Annotated in this window: 13 protein-coding genes; 4 read left to right on the top strand and 9 right to left on the bottom strand. The window is 57.2% G+C overall.

The genetic code is table 11. The features are described from left to right. The 7 genes from Q0796_RS06100 to Q0796_RS06070 form a co-directional block, all read right to left on the bottom strand. Window positions 1-2015 (bottom strand): VCBS domain-containing protein (locus Q0796_RS06100; RefSeq protein ID WP_298441142.1); only part of this gene is annotated, 2015 nt, incomplete at its 3' end. A 589-nt stretch (window positions 2016-2604) separates the two neighbouring features. Next, entirely contained in the window at window positions 2605-3591 is a 987-nt protein-coding gene (gene moaA, locus Q0796_RS06095; RefSeq protein ID WP_298441140.1) for a GTP 3',8-cyclase MoaA, read from the bottom strand. A 15-nt stretch (window positions 3592-3606) separates the two neighbouring features. Next, the gene (locus tag Q0796_RS06090; protein WP_298441138.1) at window positions 3607-5403 is read right to left on the bottom strand and encodes a bifunctional molybdopterin-guanine dinucleotide biosynthesis adaptor protein MobB/molybdopterin molybdotransferase MoeA; all 1797 of its coding nucleotides are present in this window, start codon (window positions 5401-5403) and stop codon (window positions 3607-3609) included. A gap of 12 nt (window positions 5404-5415) precedes the next feature. Next, on the bottom strand, window positions 5416-6018 hold the full coding sequence (gene mobA / locus Q0796_RS06085; protein ID WP_298441136.1) for a molybdenum cofactor guanylyltransferase MobA: 603 nt from the start codon (window positions 6016-6018) through the stop codon (window positions 5416-5418). Window positions 6019-6029: 11 nt separating this feature from the next. Next, window positions 6030-6659: an energy-coupling factor ABC transporter ATP-binding protein gene (locus Q0796_RS06080; RefSeq protein WP_298441134.1), complete on the bottom strand. Its 630-nt coding sequence runs from the start codon at window positions 6657-6659 to the stop codon at window positions 6030-6032. Window positions 6660-6662: 3 nt separating this feature from the next. Then, window positions 6663-7373 carry an ABC transporter permease gene (locus tag Q0796_RS06075; RefSeq protein ID WP_298441132.1) on the bottom strand — a complete coding sequence of 237 codons (711 nt, stop codon included), beginning with the start codon at window positions 7371-7373 and terminating at the stop codon, window positions 6663-6665. Beyond that, on the bottom strand, window positions 7370-8185 hold the full coding sequence (locus tag Q0796_RS06070; protein ID WP_298441130.1) for a substrate-binding domain-containing protein: 816 nt from the start codon (window positions 8183-8185) through the stop codon (window positions 7370-7372). The genes Q0796_RS06075 and Q0796_RS06070 overlap by 4 nt, the downstream gene beginning before the upstream one ends. 241 nt (window positions 8186-8426) lie before the next feature. Between Q0796_RS06070 and Q0796_RS06065 the strand changes: the two genes are divergently transcribed. Beyond that, window positions 8427-9794 (top strand): sigma-54 dependent transcriptional regulator, encoded by a 1368-nt coding sequence (locus Q0796_RS06065; RefSeq protein ID WP_298441128.1) that lies wholly within the window; start codon window positions 8427-8429, stop codon window positions 9792-9794. Further along, on the top strand, window positions 9776-11854 hold the full coding sequence (locus tag Q0796_RS06060; RefSeq protein WP_298441126.1) for a HAMP domain-containing sensor histidine kinase: 2079 nt from the start codon (window positions 9776-9778) through the stop codon (window positions 11852-11854). Before Q0796_RS06065 ends, Q0796_RS06060 begins: the two co-directional genes overlap by 19 nt. An 81-nt stretch (window positions 11855-11935) precedes the next feature. Here Q0796_RS06060 and Q0796_RS06055 read toward each other — a convergent pair whose 3' ends face one another. Together Q0796_RS06055 and Q0796_RS06050 are read right to left on the bottom strand one after the other, a co-directional pair. Next, on the bottom strand, window positions 11936-12832 hold the full coding sequence (locus Q0796_RS06055) for a helix-turn-helix transcriptional regulator (RefSeq protein WP_298441124.1): 897 nt from the start codon (window positions 12830-12832) through the stop codon (window positions 11936-11938). Then, a complete protein-coding gene (locus tag Q0796_RS06050; RefSeq protein ID WP_298441122.1) occupies window positions 12829-13662 on the bottom strand; it encodes a formate dehydrogenase accessory sulfurtransferase FdhD in 834 nt (277 codons plus the stop codon). Before Q0796_RS06050 ends, Q0796_RS06055 begins: the two co-directional genes overlap by 4 nt. A 291-nt stretch (window positions 13663-13953) precedes the next feature. On the opposite strand from Q0796_RS06050, the gene Q0796_RS06045 reads away from it, so the two are divergent. Together Q0796_RS06045 and Q0796_RS06040 are read left to right on the top strand one after the other, a co-directional pair. After that, window positions 13954-14409, top strand: coding sequence for a DUF3305 domain-containing protein (locus Q0796_RS06045; protein WP_298441121.1), 456 nt, complete (start codon window positions 13954-13956; stop codon window positions 14407-14409). Beyond that, a complete protein-coding gene (locus tag Q0796_RS06040; RefSeq protein ID WP_298441119.1) occupies window positions 14406-15119 on the top strand; it encodes a DUF3306 domain-containing protein in 714 nt (237 codons plus the stop codon). The genes Q0796_RS06045 and Q0796_RS06040 overlap by 4 nt, the downstream gene beginning before the upstream one ends. Window positions 15120-15125: the final 6 nt, after the last annotated feature.

Below are 15125 nucleotides of genomic sequence, written 5' to 3'. Positions count from 1 at the left end.
ATGCGGTCGGCGTCGCTGGAAATTTCTGGCAGATCGTCGGTACCAGTGATGGTGATGGTCACCGTGGTGGTGCTGCCATCAGACAGAATGACTTCAAAGCTTGGCAGTGACAGCTGTTCGCCCTCGGCCAGTGCTTGCACAACGGGATTACTGTTATCGAGGCTGAAGGTCCAGTTGCCGTTGGCATCCACGCTGAAGGTGCCGAATTCGGTGGTGATGGTGTTAGCGGTGAAGGTTGGGGCGTCGCTGTCGACGTCGGTGGCGGTTAACGTGCCTTCGGCAGCAACGTCGCTGTCCTCAGTCACGGTGCCAGTATCGGATGAGATCACCGGCGCGTCATCAGTACCGATCACCACCACATCAACGGTGGTGGTAGAGCCATCAGATAACTCGACCTCAAAGCTTGGCAGTGGCAGTTGCTCGCCCGCGGCCAGCGCCTGTACCGCTGGATTGCTGTTATCGAGGCTGAAGGTCCAGTTGCCATCGGCATCGATGGTGAAGGTGCCGAACTCGGTGGTGATGCTGTTGGCGACAAAGGCCAGATCGGGGTTGTCGACGTCGGTGGCGGTTAGTTGGCCGGTCGCGGCCACGTCGCTGTCTTCAACCACTTCGCCGCTGTCGGCGGAAATGATGGGCAGATCATCGGTGCCGATGATCACCACATCAACGGTGGTGGTGGAGCCGTCGGACAGCACCACCTCAAAGCTTGGCAGCGGCAGTTGTTCGCCGGCGGCCAGTGCTTGCACAGCGGGATTGCTGTTATCGAGGCTGAAGGTCCAGTTGCCGTTAGCATCCACGCTGAAGGTGCCGAATTCGGTGGTGATGGTGTTAGCGATGAAGGTTGGGGCGTCGCCGTCGACGTCGGTGGCGGTTAACGTGCCTTCGGCCATAACCTCGCTGTCTTCGGTCACCATGCCAGTATCGGTTGAGATCTCGGGCAAGTCATCAGTACCGATCACCACCACATCAACGGTGGTGCTGGAGCCATCAGACAGAATGACTTCAAAGCTGGGCAGCGGCAGTTGCTCGCCCGCGGCCAACGCCTGTACCGCTGGATTGCTGTTATCGAGGCTGAAGGTCCAGTTGCCGTTGGCATCCACGCTGAAGGTGCCAAATTCGGTGCTGATGTTGCTGGCAACAAAGGCCAAGTCCGGATTGTCGATATCCGTTGCCGTCAGTTGGCCGGTGGCGGCGACGTCGCTGCCTTCGGTTACTTCGCCGGTATCGGCGGATATCACGGGCAGATCATCGCTGCCGGTGATGGTGATGGTTAACGTGGCGCTGGCGTTGCCGCCATCCCCGTCTGTGATGTGGTACTGGAACTGCTCTTGAGCCAGTTCGCCAGCGGCCAAAGTTTGGGCATGGTCGTTGGGGGTGTAGCGGTAGCTGCCGTCGGCAAACCATTGCAAGGTGCCGTACTGGCCTTCAATGATGCCGCTGCTGTCACCGTTTACGCCAATGACGGTGAGGCTGCTGCCTTCGGGATCTTGGTCGATACCATTGTTGTCGTCATCAGTCAGTAAGTTACCGGAGAGGGGATCGGCATCTTCATTGATGGCGGCGCTGTTGTCGGTGGCAATGGGGTTGAGGTTGGCAACCGCGCTGGCGTCTTGGGCAAACGCCGGGGCGGCAACAGCGGCTGGGCCACTGGTTTCAAAGCCCGCTTGAGCGATGGTTTCGGCGCCGGTACGGCTAACACTAACGAAGCTGTCGCTGCCTTCGGCTTCGGTGTTCCCCGCTGCGGTGGCGGGCAACTCATCCAGATCGCCGCCTTGTTCCAGCAACTGCTGGATGGCGCTGATCTCATCATCTTCATTGCTGGGAAAGTTTGGGGTTTCGACGTTGGCATCGGTTTCAATGGCCACGCCTGCGGGCAATAACAACGATTCGCCAGCGTAGACGATGTCGCCTACCTGCAGCAGTCGTTCGCTGCCGTTTACATCGGTAACAATAAGTTCCACAGCGCCGCTGATGTGAGTAATTTTGACGGTTGATGCCAACACTTGTGATTGCACGATATTCCCTCTCGCCCAAAGATCATTCCATTTGGCAGCAGGATCTGCTGCCAGTAACAACAATTGTTATCTTTATTAACGGATCGATATTACCGATGCAGCGGTGTTTTTACTACCATTGCCGAGGAGTTATTTGTGTGTAAGGTGCTGATTTTTGTGGCGCAAAATCATCGCTTCGGCAAATGTGGGGATATTTTGTGGAAAAATGCACTAGATGTGCTTGCCGGCAAATGTGAACAATGACTCTCAAAGATTATTGAATGTCGTTCTGGTCTTGTTTTTGATTTATTTACCTTAAAATTGTTAATTATCTGGTTTAAATGTCTTTGCTGAGCTGCTTTGGTGACAACTCAGAATAATGAGCATGAATGACGGGGATAAAGGGGATAACAGCAGCAAAAAACGGCGCGATTGTGATGGGCGTTTGATGGCGATTGGCTGGGTGCGCCAATGGGGGGCGGGCAGCGTTAACCCCTGAGGCGAGCGCGATGGCGGATCACAGTGGATCTGACTGTCCGCGCCAGTTAAACCCAGTGTAAAAGCAAAAGACCCAGCGCAATGGCTGGGTCTTTGGTCAGCGGCTAGTGGCTTAGCCGCCAGTGTGGCTCATAAACCGCAGGATCTGCGTTTCAGCGCCGGTGGAAAAGTGATGTTTTTCCGGTTTCGCGCCCATGGCATCCACAATCACTTGCTTCAAACGCTCGATGTCATTGGGGTATTTTCGCAGGATCAGGCGCAGATCAACGGAGTTTTCATTGCCTAAACACAGCAGCAGTTCACCGGTTGTGGTGACCCGTACGCGGTTACAGTCGCCACAGAAATTGTGCGAATGGGGGCTGATAAAGCCGATGCGAATGTCGCTGTCGTCCATGCGGTAGTAGCGCGCGGGGCCCCCGGTGTTTTCGTTGGTGCCGATCAAGTTAAAGGCGGTTTCTAGCTGCGCTTTCACTTCATCACTGGTCAGCAGCGAGTGATCACGGCGATCGGTGTTCAGCACCCCCAGTGGCATCTCCTCGATAAAGGTGATGTCGACCCCTTGCTCGCGAGCGTAGTGCACCAAGTCGACAATCTCGTCGTCGTTGTTGCCCTTAATTGCTACGGCATTCAGCTTCACACGTTTAAAGCCGGCGGCTTGGGCTGCGTCGATCCCCGCCAGTACCCGCTCCAGTTTGCCGTTGCGGGTGGTGGCTTCAAATCGCTGTGGATCCAAGGTATCCAAGCTGATGTTCAGTCGCATCAGTCCGGCTTCGGCCAATGGCTGGGCAAACTTGGTTAACCTTGAACCGTTGGTGGTCATACACAGATCATCCAGCCCTGGCAGCTTGGCGATGTTGGCCACCAACGAAACCAGATCGGATTTCACCAGTGGTTCACCGCCGGTGAGGCGGATCTTACGCACCCCCAGCTCGGTAAACGCTTGGGCGATCTGTTGCAGCTCTTCCAGTGTTAGCACTTCGGCACGAGGCAGGAAGACGGGGGCTTCATCCATGCAATAGATGCAGCGAAAGTCGCAACGATCGGTGACCGATAAGCGCAGATAATCGATTTTGCGGCCAAAGCCGTCGGTCAGACTCATTACAGCGTTCCCGTGTTACAGCAGATCGGAAAAAGGTTGAACCCACACGGTGTCGCCAACGGCCACAGACTCTTGCGGTTCTTCAATCACTATCAAGCAGTTAGCAGAGGTCATTGAACTGAGCATGCCACTGCCTTGGGCGCCGGTCGAGCTCACGTGAAGCTGCCCCGCCGCGCCTAGGGTCATTATACCGCGCATGAATTCCGTTCGACCAACTCGGCTGCGTAATGCTGTGGTTGAGATCGCACGCATCAGCGTTGGCTGCCAGTTGGCTTCGCCCGCCATCTTGCGAATGGTTGGCTGCACAAACTGCATAAACGACACCATGGTGGCAACGGGGTTGCCCGGTAAGCCAAAGAACAGGGTGCCATCCACGGTGCCAAAGGCCAGTGGTCGGCCGGGGCGCTGGGCTATCTTCCAAAAGTTGATTTCGCCGGTTTGTTCCAGCGCGTCTTTGATGAAATCGGCATCGCCCACCGAGACACCGCCAGAGGTCAGCACAATGTCGGCTTGGGCGGCGGCGTCACGCAGGGCTTGCTCCATCGCCGCTTGATTGTCTTCAATCACGCCCAGATCCAGCACCTCGACATCCAACTTGGCCAGCAAGCCATGCAGCGAGTAGCGGTTTGAGTCGTAGATGCAGTTTGGCTTAAGCGGTTCATCCGGAGAGCACACTTCATCACCGGTAGAGAAGATGGCCACTTTGGGGCGACGGTATACCCGTGGTTGGGCGATCCCCAGTGACGCCAGTAAGCCGACGGTGGCCGGTTTAACGCGATCGCCGGCGGGCAGTGCCTGCTCGCCAATGGCGATGTCTTCGCCCGCTTGGCGCACGTGCTGGCCCCGTTCGATGCCGTCTTCAAAGCGCACAACATCGCCTTCTTGGCGGGCCAGTTCGCGCATGATCACCGTATCGGCACCGGCTGGCATAGGGGCGCCAGTCATGATCTTAACCGCTTGCCCCGCTTGCAGTTCGCCCGCGTAAGCGTGGCCGGCAAAGACCGTATCCATCACTTGATATTGAGCGATGCTGGCATCAAAGGCGCAGGCGTACCCGTCCATGGCCGAGTTGGTGTGCTGCGGCACATTGATCGGCGAGATTGCTGGCTCCGCCAGTACCCGATCAATGGCGTCGGTTAGGGCAACGGTTTCGGTTGTGGTGATGGGGGTGACCATCGCCAAGATCCGCTCGATGCCTTGTTTCACCGACAGCTGCTTGCGTTCAAACGCATCGCAACAGGGGCCAAACGGCTGCACGCCAACGGGCTGCCAGTTCGCCATAAACTGCTGGATGTGATCGCCAATGGCGGCCACGTCGTTGATGTCTAAACGGGGCAGGGCACAATCGCTTGGCAGCACGGTATCGGCGTCGCAGGCGATGGCTTTGATCAGGCTGTCTTGGTCAAACACAAACGGTTTGCCCACGGCGGCGCGATGCAGTTCCAGCTTCGGCAGCGGCAAGCGCTTAAAGCCTTCAACCAAGATCAGATCAACGCGGTCTTGATCCACCATCGCCAGCAGCTCTTTCAAACACGGATCGCCGTCCACCGGGCGTTCCATCATCAAAGCGCGACGTTGGGATGACGCAATCAGCACCTGATCGGCCCCAGATTTACGAATTTCGAAGCTGTCTTTGCCTGGCTTATCCACTTCAAAGTTGTGGTGGGCGTGCTTCAGTACCGCCACTTTCACACCGCGCTCGGCCAACAATGGCAGCAGTTTCAGCAACAAAGTGGTTTTACCGGTGCCGCTGTAGGCACAGATCCCAAGCACCGGCACGCGGCAGTCGGCAAGAAGTTGATCCAGAGTCATGCAAAGACCTCGTTAGGCGTTCTGGCTAAGCAGCTGTTGTTCCAGCTGCTGTTTTTGTTCGGGGGTGTTGATGTTGGCAAAGGCGTGAGCTTGGCCGTTGAAGTCGCAATACTCCATGTGGTGCTGTTGGCACCAGCGGATCACTTTACGCTCGCCGTCGCTTAAAAACTGTTGCAGCGATCCCAATAAGTTGCGTTTTAAAAGCATCAATACGGGATGATCTTGCTGTTCGTCGCGGGCAATCACGATGTCGGCGTTGTGCTCGGTTAGGGTGGCCAGCATCTGCGGGATCAGATCCTGCGGCAACATCGGCGTATCGCAGGGTACGGCAATCACGAACTCGGTTTGCGCCTGCTGCAGGGCACGGCAGATCCCCGCTAATGGCCCAGCAAAATCGGGCACTTCGTCGCTGTATACCGGATAACCCAGCTCGCCATAGCGCTGTTGATTGCGATTGGAGATCAACATGGTGGCCATGGTGTTGGCCTGCAGTCGATCCAGCACGTGCTGCACCATCGGCTTACCAGCCACTTCGATCAGGCCTTTGTCTTCGCCGTTCATGCGACGGGCTTGGCCACCGGCCAGCACCGCAAGGGTAAGATTGGCGTTGCTCATGGGCAAGGCTCCTATAGCTGTGGGCATAACAGTCGACCTTGGTCGATCTGCCAGCGGGATTGGCACAGTTCCGTTAACGGGGTTTGCTGATGGCTGGTGACCACAATGGCGCAGCCTTGCTGCTGCAGTTGCACCACCATCGCGGTGATCAGCTGCAGCGATTGTGGATCTAAGTTGGCGGTGGGCTCGTCCAGCAACAGCAATTGTGGCTGCATCACCCACGCTCGTGCCAACGCTAAGCGCTGGCGTTCGCCACCCGACAGCACTTGCGCGCAACGTTCTGCTAAGTGTTCTAGCTGCGCCAATTGCAGCGCTTGCTGACAGGCTTGCTGGCGTTCGCTGCGACTGAGCTTTAAAGAGCGTAAGCCAAACTCGAGGTTGGCACGGACACTGCCCGCAAATAAATAGGGTTGTTGGTGCAGATAGATCACGGCACCACGACGATCGGCGCCATTGTGATAACGCACCTGCCCTTGGTGTGGCCGGGTTAACTTTGCCAACAGTTTCAGCAGGGTGGTTTTGCCCGAGCCGTTGGCCCCTTGCAACCACACGGATTGGTGCGGTTGCAGCTGCAAATTAACGTTGGCAAACAGCGTGGTGCGCTCAAAGGTCATGGCCAAATTGTGGCTGGAGAGCAGCATCAATTATCCCCGCGCAAGGCGATCGTGCCGGTGACGCAAGGTGCCCACGGCAAAGTTAAGAAACAGTGCCAGCAACAATAACACAGTGCCAAGGGCAATCGCTTGGGCGAAGGCGCCTTTGCTGGTTTCTAAGGCAATGGCGGTGGGGATGTTGCGGGTAACTTGAGCAATGTTGCCGCCCACCAGCATCGACGCGCCCACTTCGGTGATAACGCGGCTAAAGGCGCTGATCACCGCCACCAACAGCGGCGCTTTTAATTCGTGGCACAGCACCCAAAAGGCGCGACTGACGCTGGCGCCTAAGGTGCGGGCGGTTTCCCACGCGCGCCAATCGGCGCTGGCAAAGGTGCCGTAGCTTAACGAGACCAACAGCGGGAACGCCAACATAAACTGCGCCATGATCATCGCCGGTTGGGTAAACAGCCAGCGCAGCTCACCCAGCGGGCCTTGGCGATACAGCAACAGGTACACCAACAAGCCCACCACCACGGTGGGCACCGCTTGCAGGGTTTGAAACAGTGAGATCAGCAACCAGCGGCCGGGAAAGCGCGTTACCGCCAGCAAAAAGCCCAGCAAAATGGCGCCTGGCAGCGCCAACAATAACGCTTGGCTTGAGACCGTAAAGGAGACGCCGATGATGTCCCACACCTCAGCGTCAAAGCTCAACAGCAGCCGGATCCCTTCCAGAATATGGACGAGAAAGCCGTCACTCATTCAGCGCTGGCCTGGTAAGTGGCTTGGAACAGCTGCTTACCGTTAACGCGAAACTCATCGATCATCTGCTGACCCTGTGCGCCCACCAACCAGTTGCTGAGGGCTTGCGCGCCAGCGTGGTTCAGATCGGGGTAACGTTCGGCGTTGATCAACACAATCTGGTACGGGTTCGCCAGCGCGCTGGCGCCTTGGTACACCACGTCCAATTCAATTTTCTTCGAGAACGCTAAAAAGGTGCCGCGATCGGCCAACAGGTAAGCGTTCATTTGATCGGCGGTCAGCAGGGCTGGGCCCATGCCTTGGCCAATGGCGTTGTAGCCGGCAAATTCTGGGGTGATCCCCGCTTGCTGCCACAGGGTCAGTTCTTTCATGTGAGTGCCGGACTCGTCACCGCGAGAGACAAATTTGCTGCCACTGTTGGCGATGCGGGTCATGGCATCGTTCAGATCTTTAGCTTGGCTCAGCTGCGCGGGATCCGCCTTGGGGCCAACCAACACAAAATCGTTCATCATCAATTGGCGTGGCTGGTGGCCAAACCCGTCGGCCACAAACGTGGCTTCGGCGGCAGGGGCGTGGGTCATCACTACATCCACATCGCCGTTACGGCCGTGGCGCAGAGCTTTGCCGGTACCGGTGGCGATCACATGCACTTTGTAGCCCGACTGTTGCTCAAACTCTGGCAGCAGGTAAGCCAGCAGGCCGGTGTTGTCGGTGCTGGTGGTGGTGGCCAGTTTAATGACCGTTTCGGTGGCGGTCGCGTTCAGCGACAGCAACAACAACGAGGCGGCAAACAGAGCGCGCAATGTGTTCATGTGAAATCCTTTATATACAGGAAACAACAATATTCCCTGTGAAATTAGCGTCCAAATACCGGACAAGTCACTGACTATTAGCAATGATGATGCCAGAAATGTCGGCCAAGTTTTTTTGCACTAGTTCACATTATTTGGGGGCTTAAGTGGGTCAAAATGACACACTATCCCAAAGTATCTCCCAAAATGACCATAGTAGGACATTTTGACTTAGTGCAAGGCCACCAAGAGCACCCCCATCATGGTTGACATAGCCACGCCCAATACCGCCATGTCGGTTCTCGTTGTTGACGATGAATCCGGTATGCGTTCGTTTTTGAAAAAAGCCCTCGCCCGCAGCTTCAGTTTGGTTGAAACCGCTGGCTCGGTAGAGGAAGCCGAACAACTGCGCAGTCGCTGTCATTTTGATCTGCTGATTGTCGACATCAGCCTGCCTGGCCGTGATGGCATTGAATGGCACGAAGCGCTGAACGAAGACACCCGCCGTTCCGATGTGATCTTCATGACCGGTTTTGCCGACATGGACACCGCCATTCGAGCGCTGCGTGCTGGGGCGTCGGATTTCATCTTAAAACCGTTCCGCTTAGAGCAGATGATGCAATCGGTGCAGCGCTGCATTGAGCGCCGCTTATTACGCCGAGAAAACCTGCTGCTGCGGCGGGAAATGGCCCAAAGCCACCCGCACACCATCATCGGTAAAAGCCAAAACATCCTCGAGATGAAGGATGTGATCCGCCGCGTGGCCCCAACCACCTCGGTGGTGTTGATTGAAGGCGAATCCGGCACCGGCAAAGAGTTAGTGGCGCGCAGCCTGCACCAACTGTCTAATCGCTCTGGTTCCTTTGTGCCGGTGAACTGTGGCGCCATCGCCCCCGATCTGTTGGAAAGCGAGCTGTTCGGTCACATCTCTGGTGCCTTTACCGGTGCCCGTACTGGCCGGGAAGGGCTGTTTAGCTTTGCCAACGGCGGCACCATCTTCTTAGATGAAATTGGCGAGATGCCGCTGCAGATGCAAACCGCGCTGTTGCGGGTGCTGGAACAGCGCACCATTCGGCCGGTGGGCTCGGAAAAAGAGATCCCAGTGGATGTGCGCGTGGTCGCGGCCACCAACCGCGAACTGATGGCCGAAGTGGAAGCGGGGCGATTCCGTCGCGATCTGTACTACCGCTTAAACGTATTGAATATCCTGATCCCATCCCTGCGCGAACGCCCTGATGATGTGGTGGATCTGGTGCACCACTTTACTCGCCAGTTGGCGACCGAGCTGGGGGTGCGTGAAGTCGCGTGGAGCCATGAAGATTTGCAAGTACTGCAACGCTACGACTGGCCCGGCAACATCCGCGAGCTGCGTAACATGGTGGAGCGTTGCTTGTTGTTGGGCAAGCCACCGGCAGACTACTGGCGCAGCCAAGTGGCACCGGAAGCCGAGCCCGACGCCCAGTGTGAGCCCGGCTACCCAGTGCAGATGGCGCTGAAAGAGGTGGAGCGGCTGCACGTGTTGAAGGTGATTGAAGAGCATGGCGGCAATAAATCCGCCGCCGCCCGCGTGCTGGGGGTCAGCCGTAAAACCCTAGACCGTAAGTTTAAAGAGTGGGGTTTAACCGACTGATGCTCAACGTTTGGCGCCAACTGGTGCGGCGCGACATGCAGCTGATGACCAGTACCGTTCGCTATCGCTTGCTGGTGTTGTTGCTGTTGCCGGTGCTGTTAACCCTCGCCAGCTTGGTGTTCATCACCATCTACTGGAACGTGACTTACACCGGCAGCCAGCTGTTTATGAAGGTACGCAGTGATCTGTCGGTGGCGCAGGGGGTGTTGGCTGCTCAAAGCGTGCAGCGCAAACGCAGCTTGGATCAATTGCAGTACAGCGCTGAATTTCGACGCCTATTGCAACAGGCCGAGCCAGCACCGCTGCTGCAGTTTTTGCAGCAGCGGCAGCAAGGGTTAGGCTTAAGTTATCTGCGCTTTGTGGCGGTTGAGCAGGTGCAGCAAGATCCGGAACTGCAGGCACTGCAAGGGGCGCCAGAACACGCGGGCATGCAGGTGCTTAATGCCGCCCAGCTGGATGCGCTGAAGCCGGGCTTAGCCGCGCAAGCGCAGATGCCGATCCGCACCACGCCAATGTCTGGGGCAGCTAAGGCGCCGCTGGAAAGCCGTGGCTTAATGGTGCGTTCGCTGGTGCCGGTGTATGCGGCGGGTAAACGGCTGTTAGGCTATTTAGATGGCGGCGTCTTGCTCAACTACGACACCCACTTTGTCGATAAGGTGCGGGATCTGGTGTACGCCAAAGACGCCTTGCCTTATGACGTGATCGGCACCACCACCATCTGCTTAGACAACCTACGGATCAGCACCAACGTGCCCGACAGCTTACACGGCCATCGCGCCGTGGGATCCTTGGTGTCGGATCAAGTGCGTAAGAAGGTGCTAGAGCAAGGGCAGGTGTGGGTGGATCGCGCCTTTGTTTACGACGACTGGTATGTGTCGGCCTACGCGCCGTTGCTGGACATTAACGGCAAGCGGATCGGCATGCTTTATACCGGCTTTACCGAAGAGACCTTTATCGGTAACTACCTGCGTAACATCTTCGAATTGGGGGGCATGTTGCTGCTGGTGCTGTTGGGCTCCGGCTGGGCAGTGTATCGCGGCGCGGCGGGCTTGCTGCGGCCGATCCGGCAGATCTCCTCGGTGGTGAGCGACGTTAAAGCGGGCCGTGATGGCCGCATTGGCGATCTGGGGCTCAGCAACAGCAACGAACTGGCGCAGCTGGCGCAGCAATTTGATCAGATGCTGGATCAGTTGCAGGAGCGCAATCGGCAGATCCAAGCGGCCAACGATCAGCTGGAGCAAAAGGTGGTTGAGCGCACCCAAAGCTTGCAGGTGCGAACCCAAGAGTTAAAGCAAAACATCGAGCTGTTGAACGCCACCCGCGAACAGATGGTAACCAATGAAAAATTGGTGGCACTGGGGGAGATGACCGCGGGGATCGCCCACGAGATCAACAACCCGACGGCGGTGATCTTGGGCAACATCGAGCTGATCCAGTGGGAGCTGGGTGAGCAAAGCCAACCGGTGCAGGAGGAGATCGATTTGATCCTGCAACAGGTGCAGCGGATCAAAGCGATTATCCAATCGCTGCTGCAATACGCCCGCCCCGGCGAAATGGACATGCCGGTGAGCGTGCAGCCGATCAACCCCATCATCGACGAGATGCTGGTGCTGGTGCGCCACTCGCTGCGCAGCCAATCGGTTAATGTGGTGCTGGATCTGCAGGCGGAACAAGCGGCGTTGGTGAATCGGCAGCAGCTGCTGCAGGTGTTGATCAACTTGGTGGTGAACGCCGCCCATGCGCTGGATGGCGAAGGCGAAGTGCGGGTGAACAGCCGTAACTGGCTGGATGACGCGGGCCAGTGCCAAGGGGTGGTGCTGCAGGTCGAAGACGACGGCTGTGGCATTCCGGCGGAGCTGCAATCGCGGATCTTCGATCCGTTCTTTACCACCCGGAAACAGGGCACCGGACTGGGGTTGTCCCTGAGTTACGGCATTATCCGCCGCTTTGGTGGCCAGCTGGAGCTGGAATCTGAGCCCAATCGCGGCACGGTGTTCTCGGTGAAGCTGCCTTCGCAGCGCCCGCCGCGAGACAGCAGTGGCGACATCACCTTAACTTAGTGGCCGCAACCCAAAAGACACCGGCGCCAATCATGGCGCCGTTTTTTTTTAGCGGGTTTGGCGCGGCTGTTGCGGCAAACGCTACTGGGCACTCCACAGCAGCTTGCCGCAATCTTGCAAGTCGTAGCCCCCAAGCAGGCGGGCGTGCTCGGCGCTTTCTGGGGTTTGCAGGGCACTGAACAGCGCCTGCAAGTGTTGACGGAAGAACACCCCGCGCGGCATCACAAAGTCGAACGACTCCTTGCCCAGCGGCACAAACACCAAGCCAAATTCACCCGCCGCCCCTTGGCAGCCAATGCCAAAATCGGCTTGGCCACGGGCAATTGCGGCCGCCAATTCGTGCTCAGACAGGGCTTCTGGCTGCAGATTCAGATCGCTGCTGCTTAAACCGTGGCTGGTTAAGAAGTTGTCCATCTGATAGCGCGAGCCGGCGCCCTGCTGCCGTGGCACCCAGCGGTAGCGCAGGGCGGTGGTTTGAGCCAGATCTTGGCTTAGGTGGTGGTGTTCGCCTCGCATCAAAATGCCAAAATCGCGGTTGGCGCCGTGCACCATCACCCACTGTTTGTGGGCGCTGTGGTGCTTCAGCAGCGCGGGGTGGCGCAGATCCCGTTCATCGGCGTTGCTCCAGTGGATGCAGCACATGTCGGTGTAGCCATTGGCTAAGTGAGTCAGGCCAGAGCGGGTGTCGCTGGGGCAGTAGTTGATCAAGCCGCTGCTGCCAATGCGTTGGCTTACGCGGCGCACCACAAAGTGCAGCAGCGGATCGTCGGAGCCGCCAATCACTAACCGATCCGAGAGCGTTCCACCGTGGCAGGAATCGATGATCCAACGGTCGATCAGCGCCTTAGGAAACAGCCACTTGCCGGTTACCTTGGTGCCCGGCAATTGCCGTTCATTGGCCATGGCGTAGACTTTTTTCTCGTTCAGATCGAGGTATTCAGCCACCTGCCGTGCGTTTAAAAATAAGCTGTCGTTCATGCTTCGGCCTTATCAAACTCGATGGTGTCGGCGCCGTGGTAAACCAAAAAGTGGCGACCTTTGGCGCGGGCAATGGTGGTGATCCCCAGCTGTTTGGCTAAGGTCAGCCCCATCTCGGTAATGCCCGAACGCGACAGCAGCACCGGAATGCCCATCTTGGCCACTTTAATCACCATTTCTGAGGTTAATCGACCGGTGGTGTAAAACACCTTGTCGCCGCCGCTTAAACCGTCCAGCCACATTTCACCCGCCAGCGTATCAACCGCATTGTGGCGGCCTACGTCTTCGACAAAACTTAAGATTTTATCCTGCTGGCAGACGCCGCAACCGTGCACAGCACCGGCGTTTTTGTAGGTTTCGTTGTATTGGTTCAAATTCTTCAGCAGGGCGTAAATCCCGCTTTGGCTGAGCTGAGGCGTCGGCAGCTGGATCTGATCCAGGCCAGCGGTAAAGCTGCCAAAGACCGTGCCTTGGCCACAGCCGGTGGTGACGGTTTTGGTTTCCATCTTCTTGGCGACGTGGCTGGTGTCTTCGGCGGTGATGATGGCGGCGGAGTTGACCTCCCAATCCACAATCACCGATTCCACTTCGGCAATGTTGCTAATAAAGCCCTGATTTTTTAAGTAACCCAGTGCCAAGGTTTCCGGTCGGGCCCCCAGCGTCATTAAGGTCACAATCGGCTGCCAGTTCAGGTACAGCGTGAGTGGGCGTTCGCAGGCGATGCTCTTCTCAACCACCTGGCCGGTTTCATCCACGGCGGTAACCGCTAACGTCAGCGGGGCTTCAGCGTGGGTACGGGACAATCGAGGGCGCTGGGAAGCTGTGGTCATAATTGGCTTGGCTCATCTGCTTATGATGGATATGGAGGCTGCGCTGATGGCGATCAGAGCAAGCTAGGTCAGTGGTTTACTGCAAAACTTATTCCAACCTATAAGCTAGACTAAATTGAGATCTGACTCACCGCATGAATAGCAAACTGACCCAGTTTGTCCCACTGTGACTGGACAAAATGTCTATATCCATGCAAAAAATGTGATCGTTGTTCTGAAAACGATCCTGTATGAGTTGGAACGAATATTGCAGAATTCCGAACTCTCTTCGCCTGCCAAATTGGATTACAGATGCCTCGAAGCGATTCCTACTGGTCCTTTTATGTGACCTTGTGCTCCAAACAAGTCAGTGTTGGCCAATGGACCCAAACCCATTGGGAGGTTGATCAGCTGCTGCCTGCTACGGGCAACAAGCCCGCCGATGCCCACGAAGTGGTGATGGAGCTGTTCTTAGATGAACGCGCCAACTACCGTTTAAACCTCGATTTGGCTGAGCCTAAGCTGTTTATCATCTGTGACGACGCGGGCGATGGGGTGCCGATCCCGCAAAGCGTTACCGCCAACCAAAACATCGCCGCAGGGGCGCTGGAAGGCGATACCCCAGTGCTGACCATCGGGATCCCCGATGCCATTGCGTGCTGGCTTGAAGCCTTCATCACGCGCCACGGCGAGATGGCGATCCAAGCGAAGCGGCGCAAACACATTGATGTGCGCGGCGAGATGAAGCAGCGCGGTGGCAAGCAATGAGCGGCCTGTTCCGTCGGTGGCAACAACGCCGCCAGCAGGTGGCCGAGCAAGCGCAGCAGACTCAGCACGAGCAAGCCTTGCAGGCAGAAGCGGAAGCCGAAGCCGAAGCCGAAGCGCAAGCCGCTGAGCTGGAGCAGCCCGAAGCCGCCAGCACAGAGGCGGCAACCAGCGATGCCGCCGACCTGCCGGATCCCGACACCATCGAAGAGGGCGGCAGCTTTGCTGAATTCTTAAAAGAGGGGGTGGATCCCGCTAAGCGTCAGCAAGCGCTCAAAGCGTTGTGGTCGCAACCGCAGTACAACGTAACCGACGGTTTAACCGACTACAGCTTGGATTACGCGGCCCAGCCGCTGCTTGATAAAGACGTGGCGGCGGAGCTGGTGAACAACGTTTTCCGCCACAGCAAAGAAGCGGTAGAACGGTTAGAACAACTTGACCAAGCGCAAGCGGCACTGGATGACGCCAAACCGCAATTGGCGCCGCCAGAATCCAGCTTGGCCGATACCAAGGCCATCGTCGCCGACGACAGTACGACCCCAGAGTTAGAGGCTGATGCAGCCCCAGCAGCCGACGCTGCGACCGAATCTACACCCACTTCGTCCGCCGAAGTGGCCGCAACCGAATCGACTGCGCCATCCAGCCCCCACTGCGATGACGAAGACCCTACGCCTTTGGCGGATCCGTCCTTACCGACGGATCCCACTACCTAAGTTAGG

It is taken from the genome of uncultured Ferrimonas sp. (genome assembly GCF_947489035.1).
In the GTDB taxonomy this organism is placed as follows: Bacteria; Pseudomonadota; Gammaproteobacteria; order Enterobacterales; family Shewanellaceae; genus Ferrimonas.
The sequence above is the reverse complement of the archived record's forward strand: the minus strand, read 5'-3'. Positions and strand labels throughout refer to the sequence as shown.

Coding starts and splice junctions, on each gene's coding strand:
- moaA (WP_298441140.1), bottom strand. CDS start 3,591: ATGAGTCTGACCGACGGCTTTGGCCGCAAAATCGATTATCTGCGCTTA.
- Q0796_RS06090 (WP_298441138.1), bottom strand. CDS start 5,403: ATGACTCTGGATCAACTTCTTGCCGACTGCCGCGTGCCGGTGCTTGGG.
- mobA (WP_298441136.1), bottom strand. CDS start 6,018: ATGAGCAACGCCAATCTTACCCTTGCGGTGCTGGCCGGTGGCCAAGCC.
- Q0796_RS06080 (WP_298441134.1), bottom strand. CDS start 6,659: ATGCTGCTCTCCAGCCACAATTTGGCCATGACCTTTGAGCGCACCACG.
- Q0796_RS06075 (WP_298441132.1), bottom strand. CDS start 7,373: ATGAGTGACGGCTTTCTCGTCCATATTCTGGAAGGGATCCGGCTGCTG.
- Q0796_RS06070 (WP_298441130.1), bottom strand. CDS start 8,185: ATGAACACATTGCGCGCTCTGTTTGCCGCCTCGTTGTTGTTGCTGTCG.
- Q0796_RS06065 (WP_298441128.1), top strand. CDS start 8,427: ATGGTTGACATAGCCACGCCCAATACCGCCATGTCGGTTCTCGTTGTT.
- Q0796_RS06055 (WP_298441124.1), bottom strand. CDS start 12,832: ATGAACGACAGCTTATTTTTAAACGCACGGCAGGTGGCTGAATACCTC.
- Q0796_RS06050 (WP_298441122.1), bottom strand. CDS start 13,662: ATGACCACAGCTTCCCAGCGCCCTCGATTGTCCCGTACCCACGCTGAA.
- Q0796_RS06045 (WP_298441121.1), top strand. CDS start 13,954: ATGCCTCGAAGCGATTCCTACTGGTCCTTTTATGTGACCTTGTGCTCC.
- Q0796_RS06040 (WP_298441119.1), top strand. CDS start 14,406: ATGAGCGGCCTGTTCCGTCGGTGGCAACAACGCCGCCAGCAGGTGGCC.